The sequence below is a fragment of the Pseudoalteromonas sp. BSi20311 genome (genome assembly GCF_000239875.1).
Lineage (GTDB): Bacteria > Pseudomonadota > Gammaproteobacteria > Enterobacterales > Alteromonadaceae > Pseudoalteromonas.
Genome location: NZ_BADU01000002.1, coordinates 21,920 through 38,382 on the forward strand (window position 1 = coordinate 21,920; position 16,463 = coordinate 38,382).

The following is a 16,463-nucleotide window of genomic DNA, read 5'->3' on the forward strand; positions in this document are numbered from 1 at the left end:
CGCTTTGAATAACCACTCAGTAAGGCAGATTTTTTAAAGGTTGCTGATGAGGAGAATGTTACTAGCAAATATTTACCCTGGCAGATATTTGCTAGTTTTATAATTAAGCGTTGCCTAACACATGTTTTAAACGATTTTGTACTTCTTGCACCAGTAAGTCAGGCTGAAATTTTGATAAAAATGCATCACAGCCGACCTTTTCCACCATGGCTTGGTTAAAGCTGCCACTTAGGGACGTGTTAAGAACAACATGTAAGTTTTTTAAGCGGTTATCGTTACGTATTTCATAGGTTAAGCGATAGCCATCCATTGAAGGCATTTCGGCATCGGTAATCACCATTAGCAGCTCTTTTTCAACATCGCGTCCTTCATCAGCCCAGCCTTTGAGCATTTGTAGGGCTTCTAGGCCATTACTGGCAGGAATAATTTCGATACCAAGCTGCGATAACGTATCGCTAACTTGCTTACGTGCTGTTGGCGAATCATCGGCGTGCAATATTTTGCGTCCTGCAAATTCGTTTACGATGGTTTCATCTAACACCCCATCAGTAATATTGACTTCGTACTCAACTATTTCAACAAGCACTTTTTCTACATCAATAATTTCAACTAATTGCTCTTGGCCATCACGCTGCACTTTAGTCAGTGCCGTAATATAATGATTTTTACCCACAGAGCTCGGTGGCGGCATAATGTCAGACCAGGTCATATTTAAAATATGATCAACTTTGCCAATTAAAAAACCTTGGGTGGTACGGTTATATTCTGTTACTACGAGATTACAATCGTCGCTATGTTCTTTGTGTGACATAGAAATTGCTTGGCGTAGATCAATCACCGGAATAGATTCACCACGAATATTAGCAACACCCGTCACCTTAGGGTGAGAGTGCGGTATTTTGCTTAGACGGGGAAGCTTCACCACTTCTTTAATTTTAAATACATTGAGTGCGAATAAATGGCGGCTATGTAAATAAAAAAGTAGCAATTCTAAACGATTCTCACCTACAAGCTGAGTACGTTGATCAACTGACGCTAAAACACCTGACATAATAGACCCATATTTTTCCTCATAACTTTATAACTATAGTTTACTCTTATTTTTCTTCATAACGAACCGTGAATATTTCGATTACAGTAAAACGTTGCTTAAGTGTTATCATGTACAGTATCGTGTTACTAAATGATTTAAATAATCAATCGATTAACAAAAAATTATGCATCATATTTTTAAACGTATTGTTGTGCTGTTGCGCAGCCATATTGATCAGGTAAGTTGGCAGTCTGTTGTAATAGCAACATCCTTACATATGCTGCTTACTTGGTGCTTATTGTTAGTGGCAAATGAGCAGGCATTGCTTTCACCGGGTACTTTTTTTTACTACTACACGGTAACCACTTCAACGGTAGGGTATGGGGATTTAAGTCCATCAACTGACTTAGGTCGTTGGATTGTCGCATTAATACAAATACCTTTTGGTTTGGCTTTATTTGGTGTCTTGTTGGGTAAAACAGGACAAACAGTAACTTACTTAATTAGGCGCGCTATGACTGGTGATAAAAACTTTGCTCACAGTAGCAATCATATTATTATTTTTGGTTGGCATAATGCTCGTACCAAAAAAATGATCGACTACATTTTGGCTGATACTAAGCGGACAGATCGCCGTATTTTATTAGCGGTTACTGAACAAATAGAGCATCCGTTTTTAAGTAATGAGAATGTTGATTTTGCTCGCCTAACCAGTTTCACTGATTTGGATGAATTAGAACGCGTTGCCATTCGCCACGCCGATAAAGTGATTATTGATGGTCAAGATGACGACCAAACATTTACTACCGCACTGCGTATTAGTCGTTTAGTTAAAGAAGATTGTCACATTAGCGCACACTTTTTTGATGAAACAAAAGTGGAAATGTTACTAGAGCATTGTCATAACGTAGAATGCAGTAGCACTAAGTCAGCAGAGATTTTGGTGCGCTCAATGCAAGACCCTGGCTCAAGTCGTGTTCAAGAAGAACTATTATCTACTTTGCATGGTGATACACAATTTAGTCTACAAATACCCAGTGATATAAAAACCATGGAGTTTGGTAAATTATTTCATCATTTTAAGTACGATCATGATGCAATATTATTAGGGGTGGCTCATAATTTAAGTGCAAAAAATATGGATTTAAATCCACCTTTAGATTACGCAGTAAATGCGGGTGATATACTGCATTATATCGCGCAAGAGCGAGTGTTGAGTGGTGAAGTTGATTGGCCTAGCTTGGAAAAATAATGACTGAAATTGCTTTTTTAATTATTGTTTTATGTGCTTACATTTTCCCTATTATGATAATTCTTAACAGTAAGCGTAGCCATGGCCATGAGAAAAATGGCTGGTTGGTCGGCGCTATTTTTTTCTCTTGGATAGCGCTTATTTTATATTTTTCAATTGTTCCCAAGCAAGGGCACGCAAAGAAAAAATAGTAGCAAGGGCAACGTTTGAGTTGCCCAGTGTTATTTTAATTGCTTGAGTTTATGCTCAACCAGCGGATCATCTGGCACGAGTTGTTGTGCCACCTCTAATAGCTTAATAGCATCGGTAGGATTTTCGTCTTGATGTTTAATGGCTACGTCTATTAGTGGTTGAATATCAATTTGCGCTTGATGCTCTTTTACATGCGTGGCTTTTTCATCAATTAAAATAGTGTGAGCGGTACTTAATAACGCTTGGCGATGTGGCGACTTAGCGTTGGCTTTATTAAGTTTTTTATAATAATCCTCTTTTAAACGCAGTGTTTTTGTTTGCAGCCTAAATTGCGCAATGTCGATTTGCTGATCACGAATAAAATCAACTGCCACTTGTTTATAAAAGCCAAACTTATTTAAATAAGTGGCATGAGTGCCGTGCCCCATACCAAACACGCGTAAGTGAGTGAGTTGTTTATAGCGTTTAGCATGTTGGCGGTCAATACGATTAGTTGGATCGTAAATAATGTAACCCTCGGCATCCCCTAAATCTAAGTCATGGTAGTCACCTTGCCAGTCATATTGCTGGGCTATCTCGGTACTTGATCGGTCATCCCAAGGGGCGAGTAGCTTGTTTTTGGTGCTAACAGGGTGGAAAAACAGTACTTTGTCGAGTTTTAGTAATTTAGCAAATGCACCCACAGCAAAACCGCCACGACTAAGCCCATAACCTAACTTGGTTTTAAATGGATAAAGTAAGGGAGCTAATTGCTCAATAAAAAAGATTAAATTGCGATTACGAAACCAGTTACTTTTACCCAAATGCTGAAACGCAATAATATTAACGTTTTGCTTTTGTGCTAAATGATAGCCCCATGGGGCAAAGTCTTCGTTCAAATCGCGTTCTTGCACATCAGTGCCCGCAGGAGAAAAAGTAAAAAGCAGAGGTTTATTGAGATCAACAAAGTGATATTTTACATACACATCACCGAGTAAATCTCCACCAGAGGTTGGTAGCTTTGCTTGCCTCTCATCATCACTGAGAGTTAACCATTCATCTAACCAATACAGTAATTTCATTTTTCCTCCAGTACACACAAGCCGCAGATCATAACAAATCTGGCTACATAAGAAAATCGAGCGGTGACATGCTACGCTGGTGGATAGTTACCTTGGTGACTTATTTCGCCATATTTAAAATTTCATGCCAGTCATTGTCGGTTACTGGCATGACCGATAAACGGCCACTTTTTTTAAGTGCTATATCAGTTATAGCACTATTTGCTTTGATTGCTTGTAGGCTGACTAAACTACTTAAATGCGCCTGATAGGTTATTTCCACTACAAACCAACGAGGATTTTCAGTGGTTGCTTTAGCATCGTAATAGTCACTACCTAAATCGAATTGAGTTGGATCGGGGTAAGCGGTCTTAGTAACCACTGCAAGTCCTGCAACGCCAACTTGCTTGCAGCTAGAGTGATAAATCATCACCAAATCGCCCTTTTGTAGATCATCACGAATAAAGTTACGCGCTTGGTAGTTACGTACACCTTCCCATAGCGTTGTTTGCTCTGGGGCTTGTTTTAAGTCATCAATTGAAAAGGCGTCGGGTTCGGTTTTAAACAGCCAAAAAGCCATATTATATTTCCTCAATCAGTGAGTTAGTATTTTTCCAGTATTGTATAGTATCATTTAGAAATTAGGGGATTGAGGAAGAAATAATGAGCCAAGTATTAGATGATTTATTGTCGCTATTGTCACTTGAAGAAATTGAGCAAGGTTTATATCGAGGGCAAAGCCAAGACTTAGGTTTTAGAGCGGTGTTTGGCGGTCAAGTTATGGGACAAGCGCTTTCCGCAGCTAAAGAAACATTACCTGCAGGACGTATTGTTCACTCCTTACATTCTTACTTCTTACGCCCAGGCGACGCTGCAAAGCCAATCGTTTATGATGTAGAGACGATTCGCGATGGTAAAAGTTTTAGTACTCGTCGAGTTAGCGCCATTCAGTACGGTAAACCTATTTTTTACATGACGGCGTCGTTTCAAGGTGAAGAGCAAGGATTATCGCATCAAGCTACCATGCCTGATGTTCCCGCACCTGAAGAGCTGCGTTCTTCGTTAGAGTTTTATCAAGAAAATGCGCAGCATATTCCTGAAGCAATCCGTAATAAGTTTATTCGTGAAATGCCGATAGAAATGCGTCCGGTTAATTTTCATAATCCGTTTAAGCCAGAGGCCATAGAGCCGGTAAAACATATTTGGTTTAAAGCCAATGGCGATATGCCGGACGATCAACGTATTCATAACTACTTATTAGCGTATGCGTCTGACTTTGAGTTTTTACCAACCGCACTGCAGCCACATGGTGTCTCGTTTATGCAGCCGAATATGCAAGTAGCGACTATTGATCATGCTATGTGGTTTCATCGTCCATTTAGAATGGATGATTGGATTTTATATACTATTGATAGCCCAAGCGCGAGCTCAGGAAGAGGGTTGGTACGCGGGCAGTTTTTTGACCGCCAAGGAAATTTGGTAGCCTCTACTATTCAAGAAGGGGTAATGCGTCAGCGTTAACACTTCAAAACCCACTATATTGAGTTAATTCAACATAGTGGGTAATTAGAGTCTGTTACTGACATTGAGCGTGAACAATGTCAGTAATTGATTGCCAAATACGTGCCGGCAAGAGTGTTTGTAGTTGCTTGTAGGTCTCGCACAGCTCTTGGCTGCCTTGTAAGCCGCTATCAGATTCACTAATTAGCTTTTGTTCGCGGAGATTGGAAATAAAACTACTAAGTACCTTCTTATCAAAAAACTCCGGTGTTTTAATGCCATGTAACGTACCTAAGCGCTGTGCCAGCACATAGCTTTCACGTTCAAGCTCTGCTTTTTCAATGCCTTGGCTGGTCTGAATAAAGCCAATTACAATCGCATAGCGTTGCAGAGTGAAGCTTAATGCACGACCGAGCATTTCGAGTTTGGCAAAGCTATCGTTATTTTGAGTCACTTTAATGTTATCACCATCAAGTTCAATTAAGCCTTGATCGCTAAAGTTAGTTAAAATACGGGTTACATAGCTTTCATCAAGCTCTTGTAAGTACCACTCTTTGGCAAATAACGGATAAAAAGAGTTTACCAGTTGATGGCACTGGGTTACGGTGCTTTGATGCTGCTTAAATAAATGCAGGGCGACTAGACTTGGTACTGCAAAAATATGCAAAATGTTATTACGATAATAATTAAATAAGGTTTTTTCTTTATCGTTTATCGCGATTATTTCGCCAAATTCGTCGCTGATCACATCAAACTTATTCAGCTTTAGGGCATGTTCTAGCAGTTGCTCTGGCGTTTCATCGGGCGCAGTTATTTTATTGCTATAGCTAGCTTCACGCTGTAATCGCAGATAAAACTCAAGCTGAGCTAGCAATTTAGGTTTACTCAATGCCTGCTTATCGTTTACTAGCAGTATCATCGCCAGTAAATTTACTGAGTTGAGTGCGGCTGCATTATTAATTTTAACCATAACCTGATCAGCAAGATTCGCAACTTGCGGTCCTAACCATTGTGGCTTTTGCACATCGGTTGCATGAATTGATTCACGCCAGTCGGGTTGGTTGTCATTTAAGTATTGGTTAATAGAAATAGGGTCGCCAAAGTTTAAATAACCACGGCCATAGTTTTTTAAGTTTTTAATCGCTTTAAAAATACCTAATATTGACTCGCCCTTTTTATCATTACCCGCGAGCTCTTTTAGGTAGGTATTTATTTCCATTACGTGTTCGTAGCCTATATATACAGGCACAATCGATACTGGGCGATCAATACCACGCAGCATGGCTTGCATTGTCATGGCGAGCATGCCGGTTTTTGGGGGTAATAAACGTCCGGTTCTGCTGCGGCCACCTTCGGTATAAAACTTCACCGAGTAACCTTTTATAAATAACTGGCTTAAGTATTCTTTAAATACCGCTGAGTAGAGCTTGTTACCAGCAAATGAACGGCGAATGAAAAACGCGCCACTGCGGCGGAATATCCCGCCTGCTGGGAAAAAGTTGAGGTTGATCCCAGCTGCAATATGCGGTGGGACAAGCCCTTGATGGTAAATAGAGTAGGTAAGTAGCAAGTAATCCATATGACTGCGATGACACGGCATGTAGATTATTTCATGGCCTTTATTAGTTAGGTCATGAATTTGCTCGGTGTATTTTATATCAATACCATTATAAAGCTTGTTCCAAAGCCAGGTTAAAATACGGTCGGCAACGCGAATGGTGGCGTCACTGTAATTAGCAGCAATTTCATCAAGCAGCTTTAAGGCGTTTTGTCGCGCTTGGGCTTGGCTGATGTTTTTTTCAGAAGCCTCGGTTTGAATTGCTTTTTTAATTGTGGGTGATGCTAGCAGCGAACTAAATAATTGCTCCCGAGATGGTATTTTAGGCCCTGTTGCAGCCAGCTTTTGACGTTTAAAGTGAACTCGAGCTACACGCAGTAGTTTATGAGGCAGTTCATTAACGTCGGCTTTTTCATTAACCAATAAGGATAAGTCGAGTGGTTGGCTAAATCGAATAAAGTTATCTCTTCCTGAAAAAAGCACCACGAAGATTTTTCTGAACCAGCTAGGAGTCAGCGAATGTGAGAGCAGTGTACTCAATCCAGGCTTTTCTTTACCCGGTGCACGGCCCCATAAAATAGTCACGGGCACCACTTGCACATTTTTTTGGCCACTATTTAATAAGTGCTCAACAATATGTTTGCCTTGGGCCAATGCATTGGTAGGCTTTTCTTTATCACCAAATAGCGGTGGTGGGTTTTTAATGCCGATAAAGCGATCTAACGCTTCGTCGCCTAATACTTGCTGCTCGGTTGGGTCAGGTAAACCATTTCGTTTACAAACACGCGCCAGTGCCGCTAAATCAAAGCGTGAATTTAAACGCACTATATAAAAGGTCGGGTTTTTAGGGTTTAACTCAAATTGCTCTAAAGGTTTTTCAGGCAGTACTTTGCTTTTAACAAACAAGCGGCTGATACCACCAGAGATAAGATTTAAACCATAATTTAAAATACGCATTGACTCACCATAAGAGAGTAGTTACCCAAACCAATATGGGTATATAACAGCAAAATTAGCGCATAGGATAACATAATATCTAAAAAATCCCCTGCAGATTAATCGACATGCTATGACATCATAGTGACATCATCACTTCCATTACGTTCACTATTAATAAACTTGACCGTTATTTAAACGACAATAACAAAGTAATTATGTCTAAATAGTTGTTGCATTTATCACCAGTATCATTATAATACGCAGGCTTTCAAAATTCCCTCGGGAACAAGAAAGAATAAATTAAGCTTGGATTTCAAGCTAATAAACAGGAGTTCCGATTTGGAACTCAACGTAGATATAATCAAACAACCGGCATCTTAATTATTAAGATTGTTTCGGTCGTTTTTTTATGCTCTTTAAATGCTCTTTATATTGAGGTTTAAGAATGTCAAATCAACGCATTCGTATTCGCCTAAAAGCTTTTGACCACCGTTTGATTGACCAATCAACGGCGGAAATCGTGGAAACTGCGAAACGCACTGGCGCACAAGTACGTGGTCCAATTCCACTACCTACACGCTTTGAACGTTTTACTGTACTTACATCACCGCACGTTAATAAAGACGCGCGTGATCAGTACGAGATCCGCACCCATAAACGTCTGATCGACATCGTAGAACCAACTGACAAGACTGTAGACGCACTTATGCGTTTAGACCTTGCTGCTGGTGTTGATGTTCAAATCAGCCTGGGTTAATCGGAAGATTAGAGAGGTTTTAGGAAAATGGCATTAGGTCTAGTCGGTCGTAAAGTGGGTATGACACGTATCTTCACTGAAGATGGTGTATCTATCCCTGTGACAGTTATTGAAGCGACTCCTAACCGCATTGCTCAGATCAAATCTGACGCAACAGACGGTTATAACGCGCTTCAAGTAACCGCAGGCACTAAAAAAGCAAGCCGTGTAAACAAAGCAACAGCGGGTCACTTCGCTAAAGCTGGTGTTGAAGCGGGTCGCGGTCTGTGGGAATTCCGCCTAAATGGTGGTGAAGGCGATTTTGAAGTAGGCGCAGAGCTTACGGTTGAATTATTCAACGAAATCAACAAAGTTGACGTAACCGGTACTTCTAAAGGTAAAGGTTTCCAAGGTGGTGTTAAGCGCTGGAATTTCAGCATGCAAGACGCTACACATGGTAACTCTCTATCTCACCGTGCTCCTGGTTCAATCGGTCAAAACCAATCACCTGGTAAGGTGTTTAAAGGTAAGAAAATGGCCGGTCAAATGGGTAATGAGCAAGTAACAACTCAGAACCTTGAACTAGTTCGCGTTGACGCTGAGCGTAACCTGCTTTTAGTTAAAGGTGCAGTACCTGGCGCTATCGGCGGTGACGTTATCGTTAAACCAGCTGTTAAAGCATAAGTCCTGGAGATTTAGTGATGGAATTAGCAATTAAAGACGCTTCTGGCGCTCTTGAAGTTTCTGAAGCTACTTTTGGACGTGAGTTTAACGAAGCATTAGTACACCAAGTAGTTGTTGCATACGCAGCAGGTGCTCGTCAAGGTACTCGTGCTCAGAAGACACGTTCTGAAGTAAGCGGTGGTGGTAAAAAACCATGGGCTCAAAAAGGTACTGGCCGTGCACGTGCTGGTACAATCCGTAGTCCAATTTGGCGTTCAGGTGGCGTTAGCTTCGCAGCTAAACCACAAGACCACAGCCAAAAAGTAAACCGTAAAATGTACCGTGGTGCGATCAAAAGCATCTTATCTGAATTAGTTCGTCAAGAGCGTTTAATCGTTGTTGAAAGTTTTGGTCTTGAAGCACCAAAAACTAAAGAACTAGTTGCTAAGCTTAAAGAACTTGAGCTTAAAGATGTTCTTATCGTGACTGAAGAAGTAGATGAAAATCTTTTCTTATCGGCACGTAACCTGTACAAGGTTGACACACGTGATGTAGCTGGTATCGATCCTGTAAGCTTAATTGCTTTCGACAAGGTACTAATTACAGCTGCTGCTGTTAAGCAACTTGAGGAGGCGCTAGCATGATCCGTGAAGAACGTCTTTTAAAAGTGATCCTTGCTCCACACATCTCTGAAAAAAGCACAATCGCTGCTGAAGAAAACAATACTATTGTTTTTAAAGTAGCAAATGACGCAACTAAAGCTGAAGTTAAAGCGGCAGTTGAGAAGCTTTTTGAAGTAGAAGTAACTGGTGTTCGCACACTTAACGTTAAGGGTAAAACAAAACGTACTGGCATGCGTTTCGGTCGTCGTAGCGACTGGAAGAAAGCTTACGTTACTCTTAAAGAAGGTAGCGAGCTGGACTTTGTCGGCGGCGCCGAGTAATAAGGGGAGTTAGAATTATGGCACTTCAAAAGTGTAAGCCAACTTCTGCGGGTCGTCGTCACCTAGTTAAAGTGGTTAACCCAGATTTACATAAGGGTAAACCTTACGCACCACTATTAGAGAAAAACTCTAAATCAGGTGGTCGTAATAACAATGGTCGTATTACGGTTCGTCATATCGGTGGTGGTCATAAGCAGCATTACCGTTTAATCGATTTTAAACGTACTAAAGATGGCATTCCAGCCACTGTTGAGCGTTTAGAATATGATCCAAATCGTAGCGCAAACATCGCTCTTGTATTATATGCAGACGGTGAGCGTCGTTACATTATCGCACCTAAAGGCTTAAAAGCTGGCGATGCAATCCAGTCTGGTGTTGATGCACCAATCAAACCTGGTAATGCATTACCTATGCGTAATATGCCTGTAGGTTCGACTGTTCACAACGTAGAATTAAAACCAGGTAAAGGTGCTCAAATTGCACGTTCTGCTGGTGCATACGTTCAAATCCTTGCTCGTGATGGTCAATATGTAACATTACGTCTTCGTTCAGGCGAAGTTCGTAAAGTTGAAGCTGACTGTCGTGCTACGCTAGGTGAAGTAGGCAATGCTGAGCATATGCTTCGTTCACTTGGTAAAGCAGGTGCAAATCGCTGGCGTGGTATTCGTCCGACAGTTCGTGGTGTTGCCATGAACCCGGTTGATCACCCACACGGTGGTGGTGAAGGTCGTACATCTGGTGGTCGTCATCCTGTGTCTCCATGGGGTAAACCGACTAAAGGTGCTAAGACGCGTAAGAACAAGCGTACGGATAAATTTATAGTACGTCGTCGTACTAAGTAATATTGAGGAATAGCCATGCCACGCTCTCTCAAGAAGGGTCCTTTTATAGACCTACACTTGCTGAAGAAGGTAGAGAAAGCTTTGGAAAGCGGTGAAAAGAAGCCAATTAAAACTTGGAGCCGTCGTTCAATGATCATACCTAACATGATCGGATTGACCATTGCTGTCCATAATGGTCGCCAGCATGTACCAGTTTTCGTTTCTGACGAAATGATCGGTCACAAACTAGGTGAATTTGCACCAACTCGCACTTACCGTGGCCATGCTGCGGATAAGAAAGCGAAGAAACGTTAAGAGGGGAAGATAAATGCAAGCATTAGCTAAACATAAATTCGCCTCTGGTTCGGCGCAAAAAGCACGTCTAGTTGCAGATCAGATCCGCGGGTTACCTGTCGATCGCGCACTAGAAATCCTGGCGTACAGCCCGAAAAAAGCGGCTGTATTAGTTAAGAAGGTACTTGAGTCTGCTATTGCTAACGCAGAGCATAACGAAGGTGCTGACATTGATGAGCTACGTGTAACAACGATCTTTGTGGACGATGGTCCAACAATGAAACGTATTATGCCACGTGCTAAAGGACGCGCAGACCGCATCCTTAAGCGTACAAGCCACATCACTGTTGTGGTTTCAGATAGCTAGGAGATATAAGTAATGGGACAAAAAGTTCATCCTACTGGTATTCGCCTAGGTATATCTAAACCTTGGGTTTCTACCTGGTACGCGAATTCAAAAGATTTCTCTGCACAGCTTTTTGGCGATCACAAAGTACGTACATTCCTTACTAAGGAATTGAAAGCGGCTTCTGTGTCTAAAATCGTTATTGAGCGTCCAGCAAAATCTATCCGAGTAACTATTCACACGGCTCGTCCGGGTGTTGTTATCGGTAAAAAAGGCGAAGACGTAGAAAAATTACGTCAAGCGGTAACTAAAATCGCTGGTGTACCTGCTCAGATTAATATTTCTGAAGTACGTAAACCAGAACTAGATGCACAACTAGTAGCAGACGGCATTGCCTCTCAGCTAGAGCGTCGTGTTATGTTCCGTCGCGCTATGAAGCGTTCGGTACAAAATGCAATGCGCATCGGTTCTAAAGGGATTAAAGTTGAAGTTAGCGGTCGTCTTGGCGGCGCAGAAATCGCACGTTCAGAATGGTATCGTGAAGGTCGTGTACCTCTACATACTCTTCGTGCTGATATCGACTACGCAACTTCTGAAGCCTTAACCACTTACGGTATCATTGGTGTTAAAGTTTGGATCTTCAAAGGCGAAGTTATTGGTGGTTTACCACTAGTACAAGAGCAAGAGAAGCCAGCTAAACGCGCACCAAAGAAAGCCAAAAAAAGTGCTAAGTAGAGGTAGCGAGTAATGTTACAGCCAAAACGTACAAAATTCCGTAAAATGCATAAAGGCCGCAACCGTGGTCTAGCGCAAAACGGTAACAAAGTAAGCTTCGGTACTTTCGGTTTGAAAGCTACTGGTCGTGGCCGCATGACTGCTCGTCAAATCGAAGCAGCTCGTCGTGCTATGACACGTCACGTGAAACGTCAAGGTAAAATCTGGATCCGTGTCTTCCCTGACAAGCCGATCACAGAAAAACCTCTTGAAGTTCGTATGGGTAAAGGTAAAGGTTCTGTTGAATATTGGGTTGCTGAAATTCAGCCTGGTAAAGTACTTTACGAAATGGAAGGTGTTTCAGAAGAGCTTGCTCGTGAAGCGTTTAACCTTGCTGCTCGTAAGCTGCCATTCAAAACAACTTTCGTAACTCGGACGGTAATGTGATGAAAGCAAACGAACTAAAAGATAAAAGCGTAGAAGAGCTTAATGCTGAACTTCTAGGTCTTCTTCGTGAGCAGTTTAACCTGCGCATGCAAGCAAGCACTGGTCAGCTAGCTCAGACACACACGCTAAGAACAGTACGTCGCGATATCGCGCGTGTAAAAACAATTATTAACCAGAAGGCAGGTCAATAATGAGCGATAAAATTCGTACTCTTCAAGGCCGTGTAATCAGCGACAAGATGGAAAAATCTTTCACTGTTGCTATCGCACGTTACGTGAAGCACCCAATCTATGGGAAATTCATCAAACGTACGACTAAGTTACACGTACATGACGAAAATAACACTGCAAAAGCGGGTGACACTGTCACTATCCGTGAATGCGCTCCAATCTCTAAGAACAAATCTTGGACTTTGGTAGATGTTGTTGAACGTCCAAAACAAGCTTAATTTTTAATTAAGTCTGTTTTATAAGAAACCCCAGCTTTTGCTGGGGTTTTTTTTGTGTTCAAAAAAGCTGTAAGCGGTAAGTTTTAAGCCGTCAGCCGTCAGCCGTCAGCCGTCAGCCGTCAGCCGTCAACTACTCGGAGTGAATTTGAGGGCCGTAGCTTGGGTTTTTAGTCTAGAGCACTCGAGAAAAAGCACGCCATGAATACGTAATTGTCCTAATACTTTATCAATTTGAGTGATTGAATCTGACGTTAATCGTGTTAAAAACTTCTGATATACGACAGCATAGATTTTGGAGGTAGAGTAATACTGGAGTAATTGCCAAGAGCAACTAAATAACAGCTTTATAATTTACCAAACCTATGACTTTGCGAGAGTAGAGCTGCAACAATAGATAATAAAATGCATACTGCGGAAGTTACAATTAGAAAGCGGTTTTCAATTCTACTGACTTGCCTTTCGCCTACAATTTGATAGGTCACGTCCCCCTCAATAAAACGTTCGCCTTGGTATTGCTGAGTGACATTAAACGCTAAAAAATCTTCTTGCTTTGCCTGATAAGTAAAGTAGGTTTCAGCATAAAAAATTTCATACGTTGCACATAGCCAAACCATAAGGCTAATTATTAATAGCGTAAAACTCAAAATAGGCAGTTTTTTCAGTGGCACTTTGGTTGATGTTGTTACAGGTAAATAGCAATCAAAACATGCTTCGCCATAGCATCGCTTTAGCTTTTCGATTACTTCGGGAGAAGGAATGAATTGGCCATTCTCTAGTTTTGATAAGTAAGACTGTTGGATGCCTATTTCACGTGCAGCAAATGCTTGAGTCCATTTTTTGTCTGATCGAAGACGTTTTAATTCTTTTCCTAGCGATTGCATACCCATATTCTCTTCTTAATTGCAGCCACATTATTATCACTAATTAGCTAAGCCAGAGATAGAGGTCATGCCTATATTCATGCGAATGAATAAAAGAATATCATGAATATTAATAGATTAGCGATTTTTATGGGCTATTTTAAATTATGCTAGTATTCTCAAACTAACGAAAGGATATATTGTATTATGAAAAAACACGTTTATTTATTACTTAGCTCCATCGCTTTATTCTTTGTAAGTTATCAAACTAATGCTGAACCTGTTTTTGCAGTTAAAGCCGATATTTATAAATTGAAAAATGAAATAACAATTGATAGTAAAATTTCTGAAACACTAAATTCATTGACTCCAATTCACCAACCAATGCTATTAGCTCTATTAAACGAGAGTGCACAAATAGAAATAGGGGATAAAAAACAACTAACATCACTTGAGATAAAAGCAAACGAAGATGGATCGTTTTTCAATGCATCGATGAAGTTAAAAGATAAAACAGATGGCCAATGGCAATCGATAACGTCTTTTATGCCTAACATTCCCAGTGGTCAAGCTGTATATTTTAGCCGTACTTTTATCGATAGTGTTTGGTTGATAAAGTTAACCGGAACACGATATGAATCAGAAGAGCTGGGTCTAGCTAGTTTTAAAAAACAATAATAGTAATAGCTGAAGTGCTAGTAAGCACTTATTTTTCTACTGAGGTTTAGGCTTATATTGCTAGATATCTGGATCTTGGTTTTACTCCAATTTTTAAGATGTGTTATGTACTTATTAGTAATTATAATGCGCAGTTTATAATAAAAAGCCTCTGCGTAAGCAAAGGCTTGTGTTTTCTGCGAAGCCGGAAGCCCGTTTACCAAATCATCTCTACAAATTCAGGATGATCAATATACGGGTTACGATTTCCCTGAAATTCAAACGCTGCTTGGTTGCGGTCTAATTCCATTTGGCTAACAGGGTCGTTGTTATGCCACTTTAACAGCATAGCCACAACCCAGCTTTCAAATACTTGGGTACTGGTGCCATTAAGCACGTCATTACTAGCTGCGGTGTTATTTTGCCAAGCACCAATTACGTTTTGATAGCGGGTTGCCATGTAAAAATAAGCACGAGCAAAGTCACCTTTAAATTCATCAATAGGTTCAAATACAGTACCGTTGTAATTAATCGTATTACTTGCAGAGCCTAATTTATTGCCGTTGGTTGAGGTAAACGAAGCGCTTGCTACTTCACCGAACGGGAAGTTACTTCGCTTTGAATTTACATAGCCGTCAGTGGCGTAAATATGATGAACATCAGAATTCATTGGCTCAATAGTGCCGCCAAACCAACTTTTAGGGAACGAATGCTCCCGGTTATAACACCCGCCCTCACCACTGTAGTTGCCACATTGATCGCTAACGGCTGTGTATGTGTAGCTATCAGAGCCATTGGGCTTCTCGCTGTACATATCTAAAATACTATTATCGTTTTCAAAGTATTTATCACGCGCTGATGCGTCGTAAAAATTCCAAATAGCAGAATACCCTTGAGCATTATGATTATTAATAATGTTATAAAGCTCAGTTTTAAGCGTGTAACCCGATAAACCTTGGGTCGTCACATAGTAGCCGGTTGGCGTCGGTGTTGGCGTTGGCTCAGTGCTTCCTAATGAGAAAGCGGTAGCCTCGGTTGTTTGAAAACTAGCTCCACTGGCAAGCAATGTGCTTTCATTATTCAAGGCGTAGCTACCACTGCCATATGAACAGCAAATACCATCGCCATAGCTGTCATTAATAGTAAATGTATACTCACCATCGGCTACGCATAATTGTTCGGTATATTGGGTGTTTGCCGCATACCCACTTCCGCTTGCAACGACACCGGTTTGGTTGTGCGCTATTTGCCAGCTGGTTTCTTCGCCGTAGTTATCTGTGGTTAGGCTAAAAGTAAGGCTGTTATCTGCGCAGCTTGAAGAGCCACTGCTGTCATTGTTAGGCAAGAAGTTATCAACATAAACTAACTCGCTACCATCAAATCCCGTTGTATCATAAAAGCGTAAGCCGACATCAATGGTTTTACTACTATCAGCAGTGTAGCTGTAAGTTATGGTTTGCCATTGGTTGGTTTGTGCTGGATTTGAATAGCCTTGATAACCATCTATCAACAAACGCGCCTTAAGATGGCCTTCGGTATGATACACATCCACTGAGAACTCATAATTTTTCCCCATTTCAACTGCGACTTGCTGCAAAAAATCAGTATTGCTTTGTGTGCCTGTATTAACGCTAATCGCTGCTGCTTGTGAGCCTGTGCTTACGATTATGCTGTTGGCAGATACGTTAATACCACTATCAATCACTGTCCATGCATCTGGGGTGTTGCCACTGTATTGTTCAAAGTTGCCATTAACCACATTAGCCATCGCGGGTAATGAGGATAATAACAAGGTGCTCAAAAGTAATTTGTTTTTATATAGACCGTGTAACATAGGTGTTCCTATTTTATATTTTTGCGTAATATACATTAGATTATTAAAGTTACAAAATTGTTAAATTAAAATTTCATAAAAGACAATAAAACCCTTTTAGGTCTATTTCGCAGGTTTTTAAGTAACTTAATAACTAAATGGAATATCAAAGCAGATTCTATTCTTTTTTTATCTATGCTTAGGCGG

Annotated in this window: 21 protein-coding genes; 15 read left to right on the top strand and 6 right to left on the bottom strand. The window is 40.9% G+C overall.

Going from position 1 to position 16,463, the window contains the following annotated elements:
- Positions 1-103: 103 nt before the first annotated feature.
- Positions 104-1,051 (bottom strand): chemotaxis protein CheV, encoded by a 948-nt coding sequence (locus tag P20311_RS00215; protein WP_008108292.1) that lies wholly within the window; start codon positions 1,049-1,051, stop codon positions 104-106.
- 166 nt (positions 1,052-1,217) lie between these two features.
- On the opposite strand from P20311_RS00215, the gene P20311_RS00220 reads away from it, so the two are divergent.
- A complete protein-coding gene (locus P20311_RS00220) occupies positions 1,218-2,285 on the top strand; it encodes a potassium channel family protein (RefSeq protein ID WP_008108295.1) in 1,068 nt (355 codons plus the stop codon).
- Positions 2,285-2,476, top strand: coding sequence for a hypothetical protein (locus P20311_RS00225; RefSeq protein WP_008108297.1), 192 nt, complete (start codon positions 2,285-2,287; stop codon positions 2,474-2,476). The genes P20311_RS00220 and P20311_RS00225 overlap by 1 nt, the downstream gene beginning before the upstream one ends.
- A 30-nt stretch (positions 2,477-2,506) precedes the next feature.
- On the opposite strand, the gene P20311_RS00230 is transcribed toward P20311_RS00225, so the two are convergent.
- Both P20311_RS00230 and P20311_RS00235 read right to left on the bottom strand, forming a co-directional pair.
- Complete coding sequence (locus P20311_RS00230) at positions 2,507-3,538, bottom strand: hypothetical protein (protein ID WP_008108299.1); 1,032 nt, start codon at positions 3,536-3,538, stop codon at positions 2,507-2,509.
- Between the two features lie 100 nt (positions 3,539-3,638).
- A complete protein-coding gene (locus tag P20311_RS00235; protein WP_008108301.1) occupies positions 3,639-4,097 on the bottom strand; it encodes an EVE domain-containing protein in 459 nt (152 codons plus the stop codon).
- A gap of 83 nt (positions 4,098-4,180) precedes the next feature.
- Here P20311_RS00235 and tesB point away from each other — a divergent pair, with 83 nt between their 5' ends.
- Entirely contained in the window at positions 4,181-5,038 is an 858-nt protein-coding gene (tesB, locus tag P20311_RS00240) for an acyl-CoA thioesterase II (RefSeq protein ID WP_008108303.1), read from the top strand.
- 55 nt (positions 5,039-5,093) lie between these two features.
- Here the strand turns inward: tesB and plsB are convergent, their stop codons facing one another.
- Positions 5,094-7,532 (bottom strand): glycerol-3-phosphate 1-O-acyltransferase PlsB, encoded by a 2,439-nt coding sequence (plsB, locus tag P20311_RS00245; protein ID WP_008108305.1) that lies wholly within the window; start codon positions 7,530-7,532, stop codon positions 5,094-5,096.
- A gap of 427 nt (positions 7,533-7,959) precedes the next feature.
- On the opposite strand from plsB, the gene rpsJ reads away from it, so the two are divergent.
- The 11 genes from rpsJ to rpsQ are packed head-to-tail and all read left to right on the top strand — an operon-like array spanning position 7,960 to position 12,926.
- Positions 7,960-8,271 carry a 30S ribosomal protein S10 gene (rpsJ, locus tag P20311_RS00250; RefSeq protein WP_002957900.1) on the top strand — a complete coding sequence of 104 codons (312 nt, stop codon included), beginning with the start codon at positions 7,960-7,962 and terminating at the stop codon, positions 8,269-8,271.
- A gap of 27 nt (positions 8,272-8,298) precedes the next feature.
- On the top strand, positions 8,299-8,934 hold the full coding sequence (gene rplC, locus P20311_RS00255; RefSeq protein WP_008108338.1) for a 50S ribosomal protein L3: 636 nt from the start codon (positions 8,299-8,301) through the stop codon (positions 8,932-8,934).
- Positions 8,935-8,951: 17 nt separating this feature from the next.
- Entirely contained in the window at positions 8,952-9,557 is a 606-nt protein-coding gene (rplD, locus tag P20311_RS00260) for a 50S ribosomal protein L4 (protein WP_008108340.1), read from the top strand.
- Complete coding sequence (gene rplW / locus P20311_RS00265; protein WP_008108343.1) at positions 9,554-9,856, top strand: 50S ribosomal protein L23; 303 nt, start codon at positions 9,554-9,556, stop codon at positions 9,854-9,856. The genes rplD and rplW overlap by 4 nt, the downstream gene beginning before the upstream one ends.
- Positions 9,857-9,873: 17 nt before the next feature.
- Positions 9,874-10,698 carry a 50S ribosomal protein L2 gene (gene rplB / locus P20311_RS00270; RefSeq protein WP_008108345.1) on the top strand — a complete coding sequence of 275 codons (825 nt, stop codon included), beginning with the start codon at positions 9,874-9,876 and terminating at the stop codon, positions 10,696-10,698.
- Between the two features lie 15 nt (positions 10,699-10,713).
- A complete protein-coding gene (gene rpsS, locus P20311_RS00275; protein ID WP_004588689.1) occupies positions 10,714-10,992 on the top strand; it encodes a 30S ribosomal protein S19 in 279 nt (92 codons plus the stop codon).
- Between the two features lie 13 nt (positions 10,993-11,005).
- Complete coding sequence (gene rplV / locus P20311_RS00280; RefSeq protein ID WP_004588690.1) at positions 11,006-11,338, top strand: 50S ribosomal protein L22; 333 nt, start codon at positions 11,006-11,008, stop codon at positions 11,336-11,338.
- A gap of 12 nt (positions 11,339-11,350) precedes the next feature.
- The gene (gene rpsC, locus P20311_RS00285) at positions 11,351-12,052 is read left to right on the top strand and encodes a 30S ribosomal protein S3 (RefSeq protein WP_008108350.1); all 702 of its coding nucleotides are present in this window, start codon (positions 11,351-11,353) and stop codon (positions 12,050-12,052) included.
- A 12-nt stretch (positions 12,053-12,064) separates the two neighbouring features.
- A complete protein-coding gene (gene rplP / locus P20311_RS00290; protein WP_008108352.1) occupies positions 12,065-12,478 on the top strand; it encodes a 50S ribosomal protein L16 in 414 nt (137 codons plus the stop codon).
- Positions 12,478-12,669 (top strand): 50S ribosomal protein L29, encoded by a 192-nt coding sequence (gene rpmC / locus P20311_RS00295; protein ID WP_008108355.1) that lies wholly within the window; start codon positions 12,478-12,480, stop codon positions 12,667-12,669. The genes rplP and rpmC overlap by 1 nt, the downstream gene beginning before the upstream one ends.
- Entirely contained in the window at positions 12,669-12,926 is a 258-nt protein-coding gene (gene rpsQ, locus P20311_RS00300) for a 30S ribosomal protein S17 (RefSeq protein ID WP_008108356.1), read from the top strand. Before rpmC ends, rpsQ begins: the two co-directional genes overlap by 1 nt.
- Before the next feature lie 344 nt (positions 12,927-13,270).
- Here rpsQ and P20311_RS00305 read toward each other — a convergent pair whose 3' ends face one another.
- Entirely contained in the window at positions 13,271-13,807 is a 537-nt protein-coding gene (locus tag P20311_RS00305; RefSeq protein WP_036984553.1) for a helix-turn-helix domain-containing protein, read from the bottom strand.
- A gap of 186 nt (positions 13,808-13,993) precedes the next feature.
- Here P20311_RS00305 and P20311_RS00310 point away from each other — a divergent pair, with 186 nt between their 5' ends.
- Complete coding sequence (locus P20311_RS00310) at positions 13,994-14,464, top strand: hypothetical protein (RefSeq protein WP_008108359.1); 471 nt, start codon at positions 13,994-13,996, stop codon at positions 14,462-14,464.
- A 196-nt stretch (positions 14,465-14,660) separates the two neighbouring features.
- Here P20311_RS00310 and P20311_RS00315 read toward each other — a convergent pair whose 3' ends face one another.
- Complete coding sequence (locus P20311_RS00315) at positions 14,661-16,277, bottom strand: endonuclease (RefSeq protein WP_008108362.1); 1,617 nt, start codon at positions 16,275-16,277, stop codon at positions 14,661-14,663.
- Positions 16,278-16,463 lie beyond the last annotated feature (186 nt).

Excerpts from the sequence above, each read along its gene's own strand:
- rplV (WP_004588690.1), top strand. The coding sequence starts at position 11,006 with ATGCAAGCATTAGCTAAACATAAATTCGCCTCTGGTTCGGCGCAAAAA.
- rpsQ (WP_008108356.1), top strand. The coding sequence starts at position 12,669 with ATGAGCGATAAAATTCGTACTCTTCAAGGCCGTGTAATCAGCGACAAG.
- rpsJ (WP_002957900.1), top strand. The coding sequence starts at position 7,960 with ATGTCAAATCAACGCATTCGTATTCGCCTAAAAGCTTTTGACCACCGT.
- rpsC (WP_008108350.1), top strand. The coding sequence starts at position 11,351 with ATGGGACAAAAAGTTCATCCTACTGGTATTCGCCTAGGTATATCTAAA.
- rplP (WP_008108352.1), top strand. The coding sequence starts at position 12,065 with ATGTTACAGCCAAAACGTACAAAATTCCGTAAAATGCATAAAGGCCGC.
- P20311_RS00220 (WP_008108295.1), top strand. The coding sequence starts at position 1,218 with ATGCATCATATTTTTAAACGTATTGTTGTGCTGTTGCGCAGCCATATT.
- rplW (WP_008108343.1), top strand. The coding sequence starts at position 9,554 with ATGATCCGTGAAGAACGTCTTTTAAAAGTGATCCTTGCTCCACACATC.
- rplD (WP_008108340.1), top strand. The coding sequence starts at position 8,952 with ATGGAATTAGCAATTAAAGACGCTTCTGGCGCTCTTGAAGTTTCTGAA.
- rplC (WP_008108338.1), top strand. The coding sequence starts at position 8,299 with ATGGCATTAGGTCTAGTCGGTCGTAAAGTGGGTATGACACGTATCTTC.
- rpmC (WP_008108355.1), top strand. The coding sequence starts at position 12,478 with ATGAAAGCAAACGAACTAAAAGATAAAAGCGTAGAAGAGCTTAATGCT.
- rpsS (WP_004588689.1), top strand. The coding sequence starts at position 10,714 with ATGCCACGCTCTCTCAAGAAGGGTCCTTTTATAGACCTACACTTGCTG.
- P20311_RS00305 (WP_036984553.1), bottom strand. The coding sequence starts at position 13,807 with ATGCAATCGCTAGGAAAAGAATTAAAACGTCTTCGATCAGACAAAAAA.
- P20311_RS00235 (WP_008108301.1), bottom strand. The coding sequence starts at position 4,097 with ATGGCTTTTTGGCTGTTTAAAACCGAACCCGACGCCTTTTCAATTGAT.
- tesB (WP_008108303.1), top strand. The coding sequence starts at position 4,181 with ATGAGCCAAGTATTAGATGATTTATTGTCGCTATTGTCACTTGAAGAA.
- P20311_RS00230 (WP_008108299.1), bottom strand. The coding sequence starts at position 3,538 with ATGAAATTACTGTATTGGTTAGATGAATGGTTAACTCTCAGTGATGAT.
- rplB (WP_008108345.1), top strand. The coding sequence starts at position 9,874 with ATGGCACTTCAAAAGTGTAAGCCAACTTCTGCGGGTCGTCGTCACCTA.
- P20311_RS00315 (WP_008108362.1), bottom strand. The coding sequence starts at position 16,277 with ATGTTACACGGTCTATATAAAAACAAATTACTTTTGAGCACCTTGTTA.
- P20311_RS00215 (WP_008108292.1), bottom strand. The coding sequence starts at position 1,051 with ATGTCAGGTGTTTTAGCGTCAGTTGATCAACGTACTCAGCTTGTAGGT.
- plsB (WP_008108305.1), bottom strand. The coding sequence starts at position 7,532 with ATGCGTATTTTAAATTATGGTTTAAATCTTATCTCTGGTGGTATCAGC.
- P20311_RS00225 (WP_008108297.1), top strand. The coding sequence starts at position 2,285 with ATGACTGAAATTGCTTTTTTAATTATTGTTTTATGTGCTTACATTTTC.
- P20311_RS00310 (WP_008108359.1), top strand. The coding sequence starts at position 13,994 with ATGAAAAAACACGTTTATTTATTACTTAGCTCCATCGCTTTATTCTTT.